Genomic DNA, 17,497 nt, shown 5'->3' on the forward strand with positions numbered 1-17,497 from the left:
CAGATATTAAAGCACAGATTCAATCGCTTTGATCAATTCATCACTATCGGGTTTGACTCTGGAGTTAAAGCTCTGCACCTGTTTACCGTCGCCACTGACCAGGTACTTATAGAAGTTCCACTTGGGCGCGCCGGCCTGCTGCCCCAGATAGGCAAATACCGGGTTCACATCACTGCCGCGAACCGCAGAGGTGGCCACCATAGTAAAGGTCACTCCATAGTTGATGTAGCACACCTTGGCGGTATCTTTCTCTTGGTTTTCTTCCTGGAAGAAGTCATCGGATGGGAAACCTATCACCACCAGCCCGCGCTCGCGGTAGTCCTTATGCAGGGCTTCAAGCGCCTTGAATTGAGGCGTAAAACCACAATTGCTGGCGGTATTGACCAGAAGCACAGGTTTACCTTGGGTGAGTTCACATAGGTCGACAGACTCCTGGGAATGGAGCTTTCTCAACTTGATATTGAGGTAATCGGGGCACTGACCGGCAAAAACCGCCGTGGGCGCTAAAGCCAATGCTGTAAAAGCCAGCCTCTTCAATGCAGGCCCGGTTAAATTCAATCTTGCCAGGGGCTTGAACACCTTCACCATAACACCTCCATTTGTTTTTATTCTTACCAGCTTCAGCCGTTAAAAGTAGAAGCCAACATTGATATTCAGCCTTGAATGCCAACTGCTGTCGCCTTCGGCAATACCTATGCCGGGGCCGTTGACAAACCACATGTTTTTACCGGCGATCCAGTCCACGTAGGAGTAGAACTTACCGGCGCTGATGGCGCAACCTGTGACATTCTGCACCGAATCATCCAACCCGGTACCCGAGGCAAATACCTGGCTGTAGTCGTTATAACAGTTGAGCTGAGTGATAGGGCCCCAATCAACATCTATGGTGCGCGAAAGGTTAAATGTGAGCACATCGGCCTCGGCCGCTATCTCAAACGGGTAGGCAAAGGCCGACAGCGCCAAACGCTCGCCGGGCATGTCATAGTCATAATGCAGATACTGCACCTGAGTCTGCCAGGCGTGCCAATCCATTTGCCAATGGGCTGCTACTGCCAAGCCATCTGTGTCTTCACCGGCAACGGCGCCGGCCATTGGCTTGTAGTCCAAACGGCTATATTGCACAGAAGCGCCCAGTTTATGGGCAAACTCACCGGACTTCAGGCTGCGCTCGACTCTGGCGTTAAACTGCCCTGCCTCTTCATAGGGGGCGTTTTCTGTGGTGGCGACATCGAAGGAATAGCGCTTGAAGCGGCTACCGTCGCCATATTCATCATTGGCAAACAAGGCGAGATCGTAGCGCCAGCCGTCCTTGTTGTACTGCCAGTGAATACCGGCATCATAGTCGTCTTCAAAGCCGAGATAATAAGTCGCGCCGAACCAGAATGAATGAGCCGCATAGGGCAGCAAACCGAAAGGCACCTGGGTGACCCCGAGGCGAATGTCCGAGTTTTCTGAAAAGCGATAGCCAAAGAAGGCATGCTGGATCACATCCTGATCCTGATACCAGCGGTACTGAGCCGACGCGAACAGTTCTCCGTTATCGTATTTGACATCGGCGCGAAACAGCTCGAACTCCAACTTGGCATCGTCATCATAGTCTTTCCAGCCATAGTTGACTCGTACCGCCCCGCCGATATCCAGCTCGTCGGAAACCGGCACGGCCGTGGCCGGCAGAGTGAAACAACCGGCCAGAGCCAGACCCAAAGCTGAAAATAAAGTGGTTTGCTGCAATTGCATTCCCCTTCCATCCTTTTCACAAAACAGGCGCAACACAATAACAAAAAGATAGCTCTTTTTCGAACAATCCACTCAATACAAACAAAAAAGGCGTCATTCCGACGCCTTTTGCAGTGCTTTCCCACTAATCCATATCCAGGGTAACTCCCTCCATGAAACCTGAGTTGCCGGTGTCATTGCTGTGGAGTTTAATCATGAGTCGCAGGTCGTTTGGCGAATCAGCATGATGCAGTGCATCGGCGTAGCTGATCTCCCCTTCACAGTAGAGCTTGAACAGCGCCTGATCGAAGGTTTGCATCCCCTGCTCGTTGGACTTGGCCATGGTCTCCTTAAGCACGTGCAGCTCGTTCTTTTGAATAAGACTGGCCACCCTGGGAGTGTTAATCAGCACTTCGATGGCGGCGCGCCGACCGCTGCCGTCCACCTTGGGTACCAGCTGCTGGGCCACAATACCACGCAAGTTAAGCGACAGGTCAAACAAGAGCTGTTGGTGCTTACTCTCAGGCACCAGGTGCATGATGCGATCCAGCGCCTGGTTGGCGTTATTGGCGTGCAGGGTTGCCATACACAAGTGGCCGGTTTCAGCGAACGACAGGGCAAACTCCATGGTTTCCTGGGTACGGATCTCACCGATAAGGATAACGTCCGGCGCCTGGCGCAATGAGCTCTTGAGCGCCGCATCAAACGACTCGGTATCTATACCCACTTCCCGCTGGGTGATAATGCTCTTGCCGTGTTGGTGAACAAATTCCACCGGATCTTCGATAGTAAGTATGTGTCCCCTGGCATTGGCATTACGGTAACCGATAAGTGCCGCCAGTGAGGTGGACTTACCCGTACCTGTTCCCCCTACCATAATCACCAACCCACGCTTGCTCATCACCAAGTCTTTGAGGATGGGCGGCAGATACAGCTGCTCCACAGTAGGGATCTTGGTTTCGATGCGCCGCATCACGCAGCCCGCCGACTCCCGTTGCCAGAAGGCACTGACCCGGAAACGCCCCAGCTCCTTGGCGCCCACGGCAAAGTTACATTCACGGGTCTCGTGAAACTCTTTTTTCTGCTCCGGCGTCATCAAAGATTCGACAAACTCCAGCGACTGCGCCGGGGTAAAGGCGTTTTCCGCCAAGGGTCTGAGTTCACCGTCCACCTTGGCACTGGGAGGAAAGGCGGCGGTAATAAAGAGATCCGAGGCCTTGCGCTCCACCATAGCCTTGAGAAAAGGTCTGACGTCCATGGGGACTCCTTAGAAATTCGCTTGTTTGTTGGAACTCTTGGCCATGGCATCCTCCCGACTGATCAAGCCGCGATTCACCAGGTTCTGCAGGCTCTGCTCCAAGGTTTGCATGCCATGAGCCATACCGGTTTGGATAGCAGAATACATCTGTGCCACCTTGTCCTCACGGATAAGGTTTCGGATAGCCGGGGTACCCATCATGATCTCATGGGCCGCCACCCGGCCGCCGCCAACCTTCTTGATTAGGGTCTGGGAGATAACCGCCTGCAACGACTCAGACAACATGGTACGCACCATGTCCTTCTCGCCTGCGGGGAATACGTCAACCACACGGTCAATGGTCTTGGCCGCCGAGGTGGTGTGCAAAGTACCGAACACCAAGTGGCCGGTTTCTGCTGCTGTCATCGCCAGGCGTATGGTTTCCAAATCCCGCATCTCACCGACCAGAATGACATCCGGGTCTTCACGCAGAGCGCTTCTGAGGGCGGCGTTAAAACTGTGGGTATGGCGGTGCACTTCCCGCTGGTTGATAAGGCATTGCTTGTTTTGGTGCACAAATTCGATAGGGTCTTCAATGGTGAGAATATGATCGTGGCGGTTCTCATTGACGTAATCTATCATCGCCGCCAGGGTGGTACTCTTACCCGAACCTGTGGGGCCGGTTACCAGCACCAGGCCGCGAGGATATGAAGCGATTTTCTTGAAGATTTCCGGCGCGCCCAGTTGTTCCAAAGTCAAAATATCGCTGGGAATAGTACGAAAAACCGCGGCGGCGCCGCGGGACTGATTGAAGGCATTGACACGAAAACGCGCAAGATTGGGAACTTCAAAGGAAAAGTCGATTTCCAGAAACTCTTCATAATCCTTACGCTGCTTGTCATTCATTATGTCGTAGACAAGTCTGTGAACCCCTTGGTGATCAAGCGCAGGGACATTAATCTTTCTGACCTCACCGTCGACGCGTATCATGGGAGGCACACCGGCCGATAAGTGCAGATCCGAAGCGTTATGCTTTACACTAAAGGCCAATAATTCAGTGATTTCCATAGTTTGGGATATCCGTTCAACCAAAAAGTTTACATCATGACAACAATAGCAGACAGACTGGCACTAGCCCAGCGCAGGATAGCTCAAGCGGCGCAAATTTCGTCCCGAAATGCAAGCGAGATCAAGCTGCTGGCTGTCAGCAAGACCAAACCGGTCGCCGACATTGAACAAGCTTATGCCGCCGGGCAACGTTGCTTTGGCGAAAACTATGTCCAGGAGGGGCAACAGAAAGCCATGGAATTGGCACAGCGCTGTCCCGATATAGAATGGCACTTTATCGGCCCGCTGCAATCCAATAAATCAAGAATTGTCGCCGAGCACTTCCATTGGATGCACACCCTGGAGCGGGAAAAGATCGCCCGCCGCCTGTCGGAGCAGCGCCCTGAAGGCATGCAACCACTGGAAGTCTGCATCCAAATCAATGTTTCGGGTGAGAGTTCCAAAGCAGGAATAGCAACACAGAGCGAAATGTTTGAGCTGGCGAGCCTGGTGGACTCATTACCCAACCTCAAACTCAGGGGACTGATGACAATTCCCAGTGCCGGTGAAGGCCCAAGGCTTGAGGCGGAGCTGTCGCACATGCAGCAACTGTTTGCCGAACTGAAGCTCAAGTTTCCACAGGTGGATACCCTGTCCATGGGTATGAGTCAGGATCTTGAACTCGCCATCGCCAAGGGCTCTACTATGGTCAGAGTCGGCAGCGCTATTTTCGGCGAGCGTAACTACGGCTGATAAACCAGCCAATAAGATCTGAGATTGGCCGCTGAGACCTTGTTTTTGATAGTATTGGCCCAAATACTAATATCTCCCGCACGGTCAAAGCCGATGCGGGATACACTCCAATCACAAGTGACAGGGGACAGCATGGCTCAAAAGAAAATCTGTTTTATCGGCGCCGGCAATATGAGCCGCAGTATCATCAGCGGGCTGGTGGGCAGCGGTTATCCGGCTGAATTGATCCAAGCCAGCAACCCAAGCACAGCTAAACTCGATGCCCTCAAGCGCGATTTCGGCATCCTCACCACCACAGACAACCAAGCCGCCTGTGACTGGGCCGATATCATAGTGCTGTCGGTCAAACCGCAACTGATGCAACAGGTGTGTGAGCAACTGGCAACACTGCCGCTGGCCGATAAACTGTTTATTACCATAGCGGCAGGGATCCCGGCCGCCAGATACAATGACTACTTCGGCCAACAGATTAAGCTTATCCGCACTATGCCCAACACCCCAACCCAACTTGGCTGTGGCATGACAGGCCTTTATGCCGCAAGTGGGGTTGAGCAGGCGGATAAAGATCTTTGTCAGCAGATTATGGCCAGTGGCGGCGAGACCCTGTGGGTAGACAAAGAAGCGGATCTCAATTTGGTGATCGCCTTGGCGGGCAGCTCTCCGGCCTATTTTTTCCTGTTTATGGAAGGCATGATGGATGCGGCCAAAGAGCTGGGGCTGGATGAATCCAAGGCCAGGTTACTGGTGCAGCAGGCAGCGCTGGGTGCCTCACAGATGGTGATTCAAAATCCTCAGCTGAGCGCCGGCCAACTGCGGCAGAATGTCACCTCCAAGGGCGGTACCACCCATGAAGCAGTGGAAACCTTCCAACGGGGTGATCTCAAGGGACTGATCAAGCAAGCAATGAACAACTGTATTGCCAGGGCTGAAGCCATGGCCAAAGAATTCTAAACGACCCAAGGGCGAAACTTTTCATGAATGACGCATTGATTTACCTGATTACAGTCGTATTCGACCTCTATTTTATGGTAGTCATACTGAGGATCTGGCTGCAGCTGGTGCGGGCAGATTTTTATAACCCCTTCAGCCAGTTTATCGTCAAGGCCACCCACCCCATTGTAGCGCCCATGCGGCGGATACTGCCCTCCATAGGCAGTCTGGATACGGCCTCTGTGGTGCTGGCACTGCTGGTGGTGGTGGTCAAAATACTCTTGCTGACCCTGATGGCGGGCCAGGAGTTCAACCTGGTTGCCACCTTGATGTTTGCGCTGGTGTCCTTGTTTAAAAAGGCTGGGGTATTGCTGTTCTGGATCCTGATCATCCGCGCCATCCTCAGTTGGGTCAGCCAGGGCCGCAATCCGATTGAGTATGTGATGATGCAGTTGACCGAGCCACTGCTGGCGCCCATTCGCCGCTTCCTGCCCCCCATGGGCGGGCTGGACTTGTCGCTGCTAGTGCTGATGGTGTTGATGAATTTCATTAACATACTGCTGGCCAAGACGATTCCTTTCTGGGCCATTGCCTGATGAAAGCTGTTAGCTGGGAGCAGCAGGACCTGTTGCTCAATCTCTATATCCAGCCCAAGGCCAGCCGGGATCAACTGGTTGGCCTGCATGGTGAAGAGTTCAAGGTGGCCATTACCGCGCCACCTGTGGACGGCAAAGCCAACGCCCACCTGACCAAGTATCTGTCCAAGGCCTTCAAGGTGCCCAAGGGGCAGATAGCCATAGTCAAGGGCGAACTGGGCCGCCACAAGCAGGTGCGTATTGAAGCGCCCAAGATATTACCCGCAGAAATCGAGGCCTTACTCTGATGCCATGGCAGCAGACAAGGGACTATAATCAACTCAACACACTTAACCTCAGGTAAAGCATTATGTTGCGCAAATTTTTGACCCTGCTTTTGTGTCTCGGATCTCTGACCGGTGTCGCTCAGGCCGAACAGAAACAGACCGTCGGCCATTTCGATATCCACTATATGGCGCTGGGCAGCACTTTTTTGACGCCATCCATCGCCAAGAACTATGGCATAGAACGCAGCCGTTACACGGGCATCATCAATATCGCCGTACTGGATACCAGTGAAGAGGGCAATCCGGCAGTACCGGTCGAGATATCAGGCCTGGCCAACAACCTTATCGATGCCAGAATGCAGTTGAAGTTCCGTGAAATTCGCGAGGGTGATGCCATCTACTATATTGCCGAGGTGCCCTATCGTGACGATCAGGAGATTAACTTTCAAATCCTGATCAAACACGGCAACGAGCTCAACACCACTCTGGCCTTCAAACAGAAATTCTACGTCGATTGAGCTGTACATTCCGTCAATAGAGCGCCGCCGAATGAGCGGCGTTTTTTTATGGCCGCCCCGAGGGGTATTGACTGCCGACTTCGAGAAACGACAGCAGCCATTAGGGCTCAAACCTTCCACGGCTCTACTTGTTTTCGCGCCTTTTCATTGTCGCTGAGTGAGTAAACTCTTTTGCAAAATGGTACTATTGCCGGCATTGCGAAATAAGGAAAATCCAAGATGAAACAGATAGTGCTTGCCAGTGGCAATAAGGGAAAACTCAAAGAATTCGCCGAGATGTTCAGCGCCTTCAATATTGAGGTGTTGCCACAAAACCAATTCGACGTGCCTGAAGTGGCAGAAACCGGCACCACTTTTGTTGAAAATGCCATTATCAAGGCGCGCCATGCCGCCGAAATCACCGGCTTGCCCGCTATCGCCGATGACTCAGGCCTCGAAGTTGATGCTCTGGACGGCGCTCCCGGCATCTATTCTGCCCGTTACAGTGGCGCCAACGCCACGGCCGAAGGCAACTACAACAAGCTGCTTGGCGCCATAGAGGCAACGTCTGCCCCCCGTACCGCCCGTTTCCAGTGTGTACTTGTGTATATGCGTCATGCCAAGGATCCGACTCCCATCATCTGCCAGGCCGCCTGGGAAGGTGAAATAGGTTTTGAACCCAAGGGCAACAACGGCCATGGTTATGATCCCGTATTCATTCCCTGTGGTTACCAGCAAACTGCCGCCGAGCTCAGCAGTGATGAAAAGAACCATCTCAGTCACAGAGGCAAGGCGCTGAAATTGCTGCTTGAAGCCTTCAAACAACAGGGGATCCTCGGCTGATGCTGACGCTGCCACCGCTGAGTCTCTATATTCATATTCCCTGGTGTGTGCAGAAATGCCCTTACTGTGATTTCAACTCTCACGGAAAACAGGGTGAGCTGCCACAGCAGGAATATGTCGATGCCCTGCTTGGCGATCTCGACGCCGACCTGCACTATGTTCAAGACCGGCAACTGCACAGCATCTTTATCGGTGGCGGCACCCCCTCCCTATTCGATGCTGCCCAGATAGGCAGGCTACTGCAAGGCGTGAACCGGCGCATTGCCTTTGCCGATGACATAGAGATCACCATGGAGGCCAACCCAGGCACTCTGGAACATGATGACTTCAGCGCTTACCGCGCCGCAGGTGTCACTCGCCTCTCCATAGGTGTGCAGAGCTTTGCCAAAGACAAGCTCAACCTGCTGGGGCGAATTCACGGCAAGGATGAAGCAATCAACGCCGCCAAAGGCGTTGCCGCAGCCGGATACCAGAGCTTTAACCTGGATCTGATGCACGGTCTGCCGAACCAGAGCTTTGAAGAGGCCATGGCCGATATCGACACGGCGGCGGCGCTCAACCCTCCGCACCTGTCCTGGTATCAGCTCACCATAGAGCCCAACACCCTGTTTCATTCGCGCCCGCCGCAGCTGCCGGACGATGAAGCACTTTGGCACATCTATGAACAGGGCCAGCAAAGACTTGCAGCCCTTGGCTACCAGCAGTATGAAATATCCGCCTATGCCAAACCCGGTTTTCAGTGCCGCCATAACCTCAACTATTGGGAATTCGGTGATTATCTGGGAATTGGTTGCGGCGCCCACGGCAAGCTGACGCTACCGGAGCAGGACCGCATAGTACGCACGGTAAAGATAAAACATCCAAAGGGTTATTTGGCCACAGAGGATTATCTATTTGAGGTAAGTGATGTACTGCCCAAAGACAGGGCGCTGGAGTACCTGATGAACAGGCTGCGACTGATGAGCCCCATCCCCTGGAGCGAATTTGAAGCGCGCACCGGCGTTGCGGCCAACACCCTGGATAAAGGCATGCAGCAGGCCGCCGAGCGCGGGCTGGTGGAGATCACTCCCGGCTACTGGAAGCTCACTAACAAGGGACATATGTTCGTCAACGATCTGCTGTCGCAGTTTTGTTAACTCCATCTCTTATTAGCCTCCTCTTGCTGCTGCCAAAGCGAAAGCAGCAAGAGGAAATATTTTCTAACATTTACGCCAATACTTAATTACTCAACTTCATTAGGATTAACTTCTTTAGACGCAAATGAGCCATAGCAGTCGCGGTTTCTGTGCGTCTTTCCTGACTCGGGCCATCGTCATCCGGCCTGCCATTGCCAAGCAAAAAGGAAGTTGTCCATGCCTATAACCATAAGAAAAAGTCTGTTGACGCTGGCCCTTGGCGCCGTTTTAAGCAGCAGTTATCCCCTTCTCGCCCAAGCCTCCGTCTCCGGGCAGAGTAACCAAGCATCAAACCTGGCTCCTGAGGTCATCAAGGCCGAATCCGCCAAAGCCAACGCCCTGTTTGAAGCCATCTTCAACGAGGATGTCGCCGCCAGCCCGGTGCGGCAGACCTTTCTTGGTATCAAGACAGATTACGGCAAATGGGACTCACTGGGCGATGCGGCCGATGATGCCGCGCTTGCTCGCGCCAAGCAGCAGCTTGAGCGCCTGTCACAACTGGATCCGACAAAGTTGGACTCACAGAGTAAGTTGAGCCAGGAGCTGTTGACCGCCAAACTGCAACGCCAGATCCGCGATGATAAGTTCCGCCACTACAACTACCCGGTCAACCAGATGTACGGCATTCACTCGCTGGTACCTTCATTGTTGATAAACCAACACTCGATAGCCAACGAAGCCGATGCCCGCGCCTATATCAGCCGTATAGCCGGGGTTCCTGAGCTGTTTGAGCAGCTGATCACCGCCCTCGAGGTTCGCGCCGAGGAAGGCATAATCGCCCCCAAGTTCGTATTCCCCCACGTACTTTCAGACAGCCGCAATGTTATTCATGGCGCGCCGTTTGATGGTGAGCCGGACAGCGCTATCTGGGCCGACTTCAAGGGCAAGTTGGCAAAACTCAAGCTGGATGAAGACACCCAAGATAAACTGCTGGATCAAGCCGCCATCGCCCTCAAAGAACAATTGAGGCCAGCCTACCAAAAGCTGATTGCCTATCTCGAAACCCTGGAAAAACGGGCCGACAGCAGAGATGGAGTCTGGAAATTCCCGAGCGGCAGCGCCTTCTATAACAATGCCCTGGCCAATACCACCACCACAGAGATGAGCGCCGATACTATTCATCAATTAGGGCTGGACGAGGTCGCCAGGATCCACGGCGAAATGCGCGCCATCATGGACAAAGTTGGCTTCAAGGGCGATCTCAAAGCCTTCTTCGAGTTTATGCGCCAAGATGAGGACTTCTACTTCCCGGACAATGACGCCGGCCGCCGGGCCTACCTGAGAGAGGCCATCGCCCTTATCGATAACATGAACTCGCGCCTGGATGAAGTATTCAAGGTAAAGCCCAAAGCGCCTTTGATAGTCAAACAGGTGGAAGCCTTCAGGGAGAAGTCTGCCGGCAAGGCTTTCTACAACCAGCCCTCGGCCGATGGCAGTCGCCCGGGAACTTACTATGCCAACCTCTATGACATAATGGCTATGCCCAAATACCAAATGGAGGCACTGGCCTACCATGAAGGGATCCCCGGGCATCACATGCAGATAGCCATAGCCCAGGAACTGGAAGGACTTCCCAGCTTTCGTCGCTTCGGCTCTTACACGGCTTATATCGAGGGCTGGGGCCTATACAGTGAGTACTTCCCCAAGGAGATGGGGCTTTACAGCGATCCCTACTCAGACTTTGGCAGATTAGCGATGGAGCTATGGCGCTCCTGCCGTTTGGTGGTAGATACCGGGATCCATGCCAAGAAATGGACTCGAGAACAAGCCATAGCCTATTACATGGATAACACTCCCAATGCCGAATCTGACGCAGTAAAAATGGTTGAGCGGCACATAGTTATGCCCTCGCAGGCAACCGCTTACAAGGTGGGGATGAACAAGATACTTGCGCTTAGAGCCTACGCCAAGGAGGCGCTGGGTGAGCGTTTCGACATTCGCGCCTTCCACACTCTGGTCTTGAAAAACGGCCCCTTGCCGCTGAATGTACTGGAGCAGGAGGTAAAAGACTGGGTAACCGCGCAAAGCCAGGCTTGAAACTGAATCAACTGCCGCTCCCATGAGCGGCTTTTTATGCGCTTGATTCCGTCCTGAAAACAGACATAAAAATACCCCGACCACCTGGGCCGGGGTAAACCAAAATCAGGATGATGGTTTTAAGGCCGACATTGTTTTAGTTCGAAAACCTGGGTCGGCATTGATAAGGGCTTAACACTCTGTGTTGAACCAAGCAGTCTACAGCAGGAGGGGTCAGTCCCGCGGCACACCCGTATGTTGGTTCCACCCGAATCAACTGCAACCATTGTATTGATTTCAGAACAGACTGCAACTGGGTTATTAAAAATCTTTAAAGCCCATCAAATAATAAAGCGGTTGAATAAACCAATAAAATCCTAACATCCATATGATATATAAACAAAAAACACCCAAGCGGAACTTGAGTGTTTTTCATTGTTCTATTATGAGAACGATATTTCTTTATTTTTCCTGGCGTTGGGCAAACAGATCTGCATATTTTTTGTCCCAATAAGGTGGCGTACCTATATGATCCTTGATGAACTCGATAAAGGCACTCACCTTGGGGGCCAAGTGTTTACGTCTGGGATAAACCGCCTGCAGCGGCAGATGATGGGTCAGTTGCCAATCGGGAAGCAGGGGCACCAGAGTGCCTTTTTCTATTTCATCTTCCAACAGATAACTGGCGAGATAAACCACCCCAAGCCCACTGACAGCGGCAGACTTGAGCGCCGGCGCATTGTCGACTCTGAAATTACCCGAAACCCCTATCTCACAGTAGTCATCGCCCTTCTTGAATTGCCAGACGCTGTGCTCATGCCATTCACCGTGGTAAACCAAACAGTTGTGCTCCACCAGCTGCTCCGGACGGGCCGGCATACCGTGGGCCGCAACATACCCGGGGGAAGCCACCAGCAGGAACTGACACTTCATCAACGGGCGGGCCACCATACCCAGAGGCAGTTGCTCTGACATGGTCAGCAGCAGATCCAGGCCTTCACTGACCACATCAACCTTATGGTCCAACAGGCTCACCTGCAGCTCGAGATCCGGGTGACGGGTCATAAACTCGGGCAGTGCCGGAATAATATGCATGGTGCCGAACGACTGGGAGATCCCTACCTTGAGCACGCCTCGGGTGGCATCATTGAGGTTGTGCACACTGGCCACCGCCTGATCCGCATCCCGGAGCAGTTCTTCCCCCTGCACATACAGCAGATTACCGGCTTCGGTGAGGCTTAAACTACGAGTCGTTCGCTGGATCAACTGGATCCCGAGTTTATGTTCAAGATCGGCAACCTGGGTACTGACCTTGGATTTGGATATTCCAAGCCTGCGCGCCGCGGCACTGAAGCTGCCGGCACGGGCGACATGAGTGAAAATAGCGATAGGTTCTAACAGTTCTAACATGAAAGTCGCCTTAAGCCGTTTACAACACTGGTAAAAGCTTTCCTGGAAAAGCGACGGGCCTCACCGTCAAGACCCCAAAATGGGGTGTGGGCTGCCGGGTTTTGGAAAGCGCACTGGGTAGAGTCACTGAGTCCTGACTTGGGTGTCAGTTTTATTATTTTTGCGAAGTATACCAATTCTTTCTTATTGACTCTAACCCAAGGATAGCCTTGAGCCAAAAAAACCGCCGCAGTGATGGCATAATCGACAGACAACCAATAAAAAACCCCTGTATCAAGGGAGGGGAAGATACAGGGGGAATCACCAGCTTAAATCTTATTGCTGCAGTTCAACCTTGCCGGACAATACCTGGAATTCGCCCAGCTCAGGGATCTGCTTGCGTAACTTGTCTTCCAGCACCAGCAAACGTTGGAAGTTGTCGCAAAGCGCGTCGGCTCTCTGCTCCATCTCCTGGGCACGAGACTCCATTTGCACTTCAATATCCTTGCCCATCTTTTCCATCTTCTGGCTAAAGGCATTGATCTTCTCATCAAAGGTTTCGCCCTCACCTGACATCATGGCGCTGCCCATAGCCATCATTAAACTGCCTAGCGACTGCTGCACCAGTTGCTCTATCTCTTTGGAAAACTCATCACCAAAGGCGTTTTCCAACGACTCTTCAGTGGCCCCGAGGAAGTACTGGTCACCATTGCGATGAGCCACTTCATAGACTCTCTGTTGCAGACTGCCCATAGTTTCATCCAACTTGGCAGCGGCGGCATCCCCCAAGAGTGGTGTCAGGGCCATGCTCACGGCCTCGCTCGCCATGGTGACGGCATCTTCCACCAAAGAGATGACTTCGGGTAACTGCTGAGCCATGGCATCCGAGTACTCGTTGACAAGCTTGCTCTGCTCGGCATTCAAGACCACTTCTTCACCTTCCACATAGAGGCGGCCCGGCTCAATTCGATAGTGTTCTTTCCCTTGATTACTGACACTCAGCTTCTTGGGTTCCAGTGAGATGTCGTAGTTGAGCGACATCTCGCATTGCTCATCTCTTGGCTCAAAGTTGATCGCCATAGCAGGCGCCGCCGCAAACAGTGCACACACCAAAGATATTCCACCAATCGCTTGTTTCATTCTGTCTTCCCTCTCGTTTTAATCTGCCGAGTAAACTTGATTACCGCTTATGGCTCAGAATAAAGCAGACTTTGTGCCAAAGTTATAATTAACTGATATTAAAAGAATTAATATCAAGAAAGGCTGCAAAATATGAAAATCCACCATCTACGAGTGGCAAATTTTGCCAACTTGTAGCCGTTATGATGAATAAGACACAAGAAACCAAAGAAAGGTTTAACAGGGAATACTCAGGATGGCCTAGACTATTCCCTTTCTTCACTGCATTCGGGATTAAAAGCCATAATAGCCGCTGCGCCAGCAGCTTAAAGTCGTGGAGCAAGTGCATCCATGCACAAGGGCCAGGTCGCCCCGTCGAACCAATTGGCAACAATGCCAGCGACGGCTCCAAAGGGGAGTCGGTGCAATTCTGTGAGAGCTAACTTGTTTGAAGCGACCTATATGCCCGCAGACATACACCTCATTTTCAGGCACAAGCGGAACTGTGACCTTCCGAGCCAGGGATGGCGAGGCAGAGCTTACAGGGATGTACTTGCAGCGAGTCACAGGATCGCCTGTGCGAAAGCGCACCGCAGGTGATGGGCTGCAACTTAGATTACAGCTAACACCAAGTTTATTGGTGAGATTTGGTTCAAAGCCATGATAGCCCCTGTGCCAGCGGCCTAAAGTCGTGGAGCTTCGAGCGGGGTCGGTGTAATTCTGTGAGAATGGAGTAGCTTGAAACATCTGAAGTGTCCGCAGACATACACCTCATTTTCAGGCACAGGCGGAACTGTGACCTTCCGAGCCAGGGATGGCGAGGCAGAGCTTACAGGGATGTACTTGCAGCGAGTCACAGGATCGCCTGTGCGAAAGCGCACCGCAGGTGATGGGCTGCAACTTAGATTACAGCTAACACCAAGTTTATTGGTGAGATTTGGTTCAAAGCCATGATAGCCCCTGTGCCAGCGGCCTAAAGTCGTGGAGCTTCGAGCGGGGTCGGTGTAATTCTGTGAGAATGGAGTAGCTTGAAACATCTGAAGTGTCCGCAGACATACACCTCATTTTCAGGCACAGGCGGAACTGTGACCTTCCGAGCCAGGGATGGCGAGGCAGAGCTTACAGGGATGTACTTGCAGCGAGTCACAGGATCGCCTGTGCGAAAGCGCACCGCAGGTGATGGGCTGCAACTTAGATTACAGCTAACACCAAGTTTATTGGTGAGATTTGGTTCAAAGCCATGATAGCCCCTGTGCCAGCGGCCTAAAGTCGTGGAGCTTCGAGCGGGGTCGGTGTAATTCTGTGAGAATGGAGTAGCTTGAAACATCTGAAGTGTCCGCAGACATACACCTCATTTTCAGGCACAGGCGGAACTGTGACCTTCCGAGCCAGGGATGGCGAGGCAGAGCTTACAGGGATGTACTTGCAGCGAGTCACAGGATCGCCTGTGCGAAAGCGCACCGCAGGTGATGGGCTACAACTTAGCTGGCAGCTAAAACCAGGTTTATTGGTGGGATTTGGTTCAAAGCCTGATAGCCGCTGTGCCAGCGGCCTAAAGTCGTGGAGCAAGTGCATCCATGTACAAGGGCCAGCTCGTCATCCATGACTCGCGCTCGAAAGCATGTTGCTACGCAACTCTCGCCAAACCACACCGGGCAAGAGGCTTTGCTTGTCCAAAGCCCCTTGCATCCCCAAGGACACCCCGACGTAGCCGAAATTCCCGCTGGCTTATGAAACAAATTGGCTGCACTCAGGACTCGCCAAATGCATCCATACATAACGGCCAGCTCGCCTTCCTTGGCTCGCGCTCATGAACTTGTCGCTTCGCAACATTCGCCTTGCTCGACCTTCGAGCCTCGACATCCCTGTCTCGGCTACGCCAATTTGCAACAACACCTGCGGCGGCTCCGAAGGGGAGTCGGTGCAATTCTGTAAGAGCTAACTTGTTTGAAGCGACCTATATGCCCGCAGACATACACCTCATTTTCAGGCACAGGCGGAACTGTGACCTTCCGAGCCAGGGATGGCGAGGCAGAGCTTACAGGGATGTACTTGCAGCGAGTCACAGGATCGCCTGTGCGAAAGCGCACCGCAGGTGATGGGCTGCAACTTAGCTGGCAGCTAAAACCAGGTTTATTGGTGGGATTTGGTTCAAAGCCTGATAGCCGCTGTGCCAGCGGCCTAAAGTCGTGGTGTTCCACACCACACCGAGCAAGAGGCTTTGCTTGTCCAAAGCCCCTTGCATCCCCAAGGACACCCCGACGTAGCCGAAATCCCCGCTGGCTTATGAAACAAATTGGCTACACTCAGGACTCGCATCCATGCTCGACCTTCGAGCCTCGACATCCCTGTCTCGGCTACGCCAATTTGCAACAACACCAGCGGCGGCTCCGAAGGGGATTTGGTGCAATTCTATTAGCACTAAATAGCTGGAAACATATGAGAGATCTGCAGATATACACCTATTTCAAGGCACCGGTAGAACTGTGACCGTCGAAAACAGGGACGTATTCACAGCAACTTCCCTGTTTAACGGCCAGCGCACCGCAGGTAATGGGCTACATAGTGGCCGGAAAACCGGCAAGCGCCTAATGTGCAACTTTAGGCTGAAAACTATGGTATGGCGTAAAAACAAAGGCAGCGGAATGCTGCCTTTGGGATCAGAAGATTGAGCGGCCAACGGCCAGCCTGAGTTGCTCCAGCGCTGCCGTTCCGGCGAGTGAGTTGCCGCTGCGGTCAAGCTCAGGCGACCAGACACAGATGGACATGTCACCGGGGATCACCGCGATTATGCCACCACCGACTCCACTCTTGCCCGGCATGCCGACCCGGTAGGCAAACTCACCGGCGCCATCATAAAGCCCGGATGTAGCCAAAAGTGCATTGAGTCTGCGGCTCTGCAGCGGTGATATCAGCGCTTTGCCATCCAATGCCTTACCGCCTTGGACCAGATACATCATAGCCCGGGAAAGATCGGCGCAGCTCATTTTCAAGGCACAGTAATGGAAATAGCTTCGCAGCACAGTATCCACATCATTGTTGAAGTTACCGAAGGACTTCATCAGATAGGCAATGGCAGCATTGCGGGCACTGTGCTGATACTCGGAATCGGCCACCACCTTGTCGTAGCAGATATGCGGATTACCCGCCAAACGGCGAACCACTTCCAGCATTCTGTGCTTGGGCGCCCCGAGGCGGCTCTGCAGCAAGTCGGCGATGACCAGTGCCCCGGCATTGATAAAGGGATTACGGGGAATGCCGCGCTCCAACTCCACCTGCACTAAAGAATTAAATGAGTGACCCGACGGCTCTTTGCCTACCCGGCTCCAGATTTCGCTTTCTTCATAGAGTGTCAGCGCCAGTGTCAGGCTGAACACTTTGGAAATACTTTGAATGGAAAAAGGCTCTAAATAATCCCCTGCCCCCACTGTGGTGCCGTCGGCCATGGTAACGGCAATCCCCAGCTTGTTGGCATTGACCCGGGCAAGGGCCGGAATATAATCCGCCACCTTACCCTGGCCAATCAGAGGGCGAACCCTGTCGAGCACCTGCTCAAGCAAGGCCTCGTCCGGGATTAGCTCCACCAAATGTCGTACAGCTCAGTGACTTCCAACTCGCTGATTGGCTGAGCTTCCCAGAATGCCTTGACTGCGCTTCTGTCATCTTCGGTGCACTTGCCAATTCTTTGAGTGGCAATAATGCCTTCCCACTCTCTGTGGCCACCACCGTGGAAGCCCAAGCCTCTAGGTTCTATGACTTCATCAATAAAACGGTCGACCAGGGGATCTATCTGTTCCTCCGACACAGAGTCGGCAAAACGCCAACTAACGTCAAATCCCAACTCCTGGAATTCATCAACACGCAACTTCTTGCGCAAACGACGACTGCGAATAGCCATACTGCTTCTCCCTCA

General features: G+C 52.9%; 16 protein-coding genes. 8 read left to right on the forward strand and 8 right to left on the reverse strand.

Annotated elements, in window-relative coordinates; translation table 11 throughout:
* Positions 1-6 precede the first annotated feature (6 nt).
* The 4 genes from CX650_RS00480 to CX650_RS00495 form a co-directional block, all read right to left on the reverse strand.
* A complete protein-coding gene (locus CX650_RS00480; protein ID WP_101094720.1) occupies positions 7-588 on the reverse strand; it encodes a glutathione peroxidase in 582 nt (193 codons plus the stop codon).
* A 39-nt stretch (positions 589-627) separates the two neighbouring features.
* Positions 628-1,737, reverse strand: coding sequence for a porin (locus CX650_RS00485; protein ID WP_101094721.1), 1,110 nt, complete (start codon positions 1,735-1,737; stop codon positions 628-630).
* A gap of 124 nt (positions 1,738-1,861) precedes the next feature.
* On the reverse strand, positions 1,862-2,974 hold the full coding sequence (locus tag CX650_RS00490; RefSeq protein ID WP_039034904.1) for a PilT/PilU family type 4a pilus ATPase: 1,113 nt from the start codon (positions 2,972-2,974) through the stop codon (positions 1,862-1,864).
* 9 nt (positions 2,975-2,983) lie between these two features.
* Positions 2,984-4,021: a type IV pilus twitching motility protein PilT gene (locus CX650_RS00495; protein ID WP_025009461.1), complete on the reverse strand. Its 1,038-nt coding sequence runs from the start codon at positions 4,019-4,021 to the stop codon at positions 2,984-2,986.
* Positions 4,022-4,057: 36 nt separating this feature from the next.
* On the opposite strand from CX650_RS00495, the gene CX650_RS00500 reads away from it, so the two are divergent.
* The 8 genes from CX650_RS00500 to CX650_RS00535 all read left to right on the forward strand — a co-directional run bounded on the left by CX650_RS00500 (position 4,058) and on the right by CX650_RS00535 (position 11,097).
* On the forward strand, positions 4,058-4,753 hold the full coding sequence (locus CX650_RS00500) for a YggS family pyridoxal phosphate-dependent enzyme (protein ID WP_101094722.1): 696 nt from the start codon (positions 4,058-4,060) through the stop codon (positions 4,751-4,753).
* Between the two features lie 132 nt (positions 4,754-4,885).
* Positions 4,886-5,704 (forward strand): pyrroline-5-carboxylate reductase, encoded by an 819-nt coding sequence (gene proC, locus CX650_RS00505; RefSeq protein ID WP_039034906.1) that lies wholly within the window; start codon positions 4,886-4,888, stop codon positions 5,702-5,704.
* Positions 5,705-5,727: 23 nt separating this feature from the next.
* A complete protein-coding gene (locus CX650_RS00510; protein WP_039034907.1) occupies positions 5,728-6,279 on the forward strand; it encodes a YggT family protein in 552 nt (183 codons plus the stop codon).
* A complete protein-coding gene (yggU, locus tag CX650_RS00515) occupies positions 6,279-6,566 on the forward strand; it encodes a DUF167 family protein YggU (RefSeq protein ID WP_037467122.1) in 288 nt (95 codons plus the stop codon). Before CX650_RS00510 ends, yggU begins: the two co-directional genes overlap by 1 nt.
* A gap of 62 nt (positions 6,567-6,628) precedes the next feature.
* Entirely contained in the window at positions 6,629-7,063 is a 435-nt protein-coding gene (locus CX650_RS00520; RefSeq protein WP_071476997.1) for a DUF4426 domain-containing protein, read from the forward strand.
* A gap of 219 nt (positions 7,064-7,282) precedes the next feature.
* A complete protein-coding gene (gene rdgB / locus CX650_RS00525; RefSeq protein WP_071476996.1) occupies positions 7,283-7,885 on the forward strand; it encodes an RdgB/HAM1 family non-canonical purine NTP pyrophosphatase in 603 nt (200 codons plus the stop codon).
* A complete protein-coding gene (gene hemW, locus CX650_RS00530; RefSeq protein ID WP_101094723.1) occupies positions 7,885-9,021 on the forward strand; it encodes a radical SAM family heme chaperone HemW in 1,137 nt (378 codons plus the stop codon). Before rdgB ends, hemW begins: the two co-directional genes overlap by 1 nt.
* A gap of 216 nt (positions 9,022-9,237) precedes the next feature.
* Positions 9,238-11,097: a DUF885 domain-containing protein gene (locus CX650_RS00535; protein WP_101094724.1), complete on the forward strand. Its 1,860-nt coding sequence runs from the start codon at positions 9,238-9,240 to the stop codon at positions 11,095-11,097.
* Between the two features lie 441 nt (positions 11,098-11,538).
* Here CX650_RS00535 and CX650_RS00540 read toward each other — a convergent pair whose 3' ends face one another.
* The 4 genes from CX650_RS00540 to CX650_RS00555 form a co-directional block, all read right to left on the reverse strand.
* Complete coding sequence (locus tag CX650_RS00540; protein WP_039034912.1) at positions 11,539-12,486, reverse strand: LysR family transcriptional regulator; 948 nt, start codon at positions 12,484-12,486, stop codon at positions 11,539-11,541.
* A gap of 315 nt (positions 12,487-12,801) precedes the next feature.
* Entirely contained in the window at positions 12,802-13,605 is an 804-nt protein-coding gene (locus tag CX650_RS00545) for a YggN family protein (RefSeq protein WP_101094725.1), read from the reverse strand.
* Positions 13,606-16,244: 2,639 nt separating this feature from the next.
* Entirely contained in the window at positions 16,245-17,159 is a 915-nt protein-coding gene (glsB, locus tag CX650_RS00550; RefSeq protein WP_039034940.1) for a glutaminase B, read from the reverse strand.
* Complete coding sequence (locus tag CX650_RS00555) at positions 17,159-17,482, reverse strand: YggL family protein (protein ID WP_025009472.1); 324 nt, start codon at positions 17,480-17,482, stop codon at positions 17,159-17,161. Before CX650_RS00555 ends, glsB begins: the two co-directional genes overlap by 1 nt.
* Positions 17,483-17,497 lie beyond the last annotated feature (15 nt).

The organism is Shewanella indica (genome assembly GCF_002836975.1).
Lineage (GTDB): Bacteria > Pseudomonadota > Gammaproteobacteria > Enterobacterales > Shewanellaceae > Shewanella > Shewanella indica.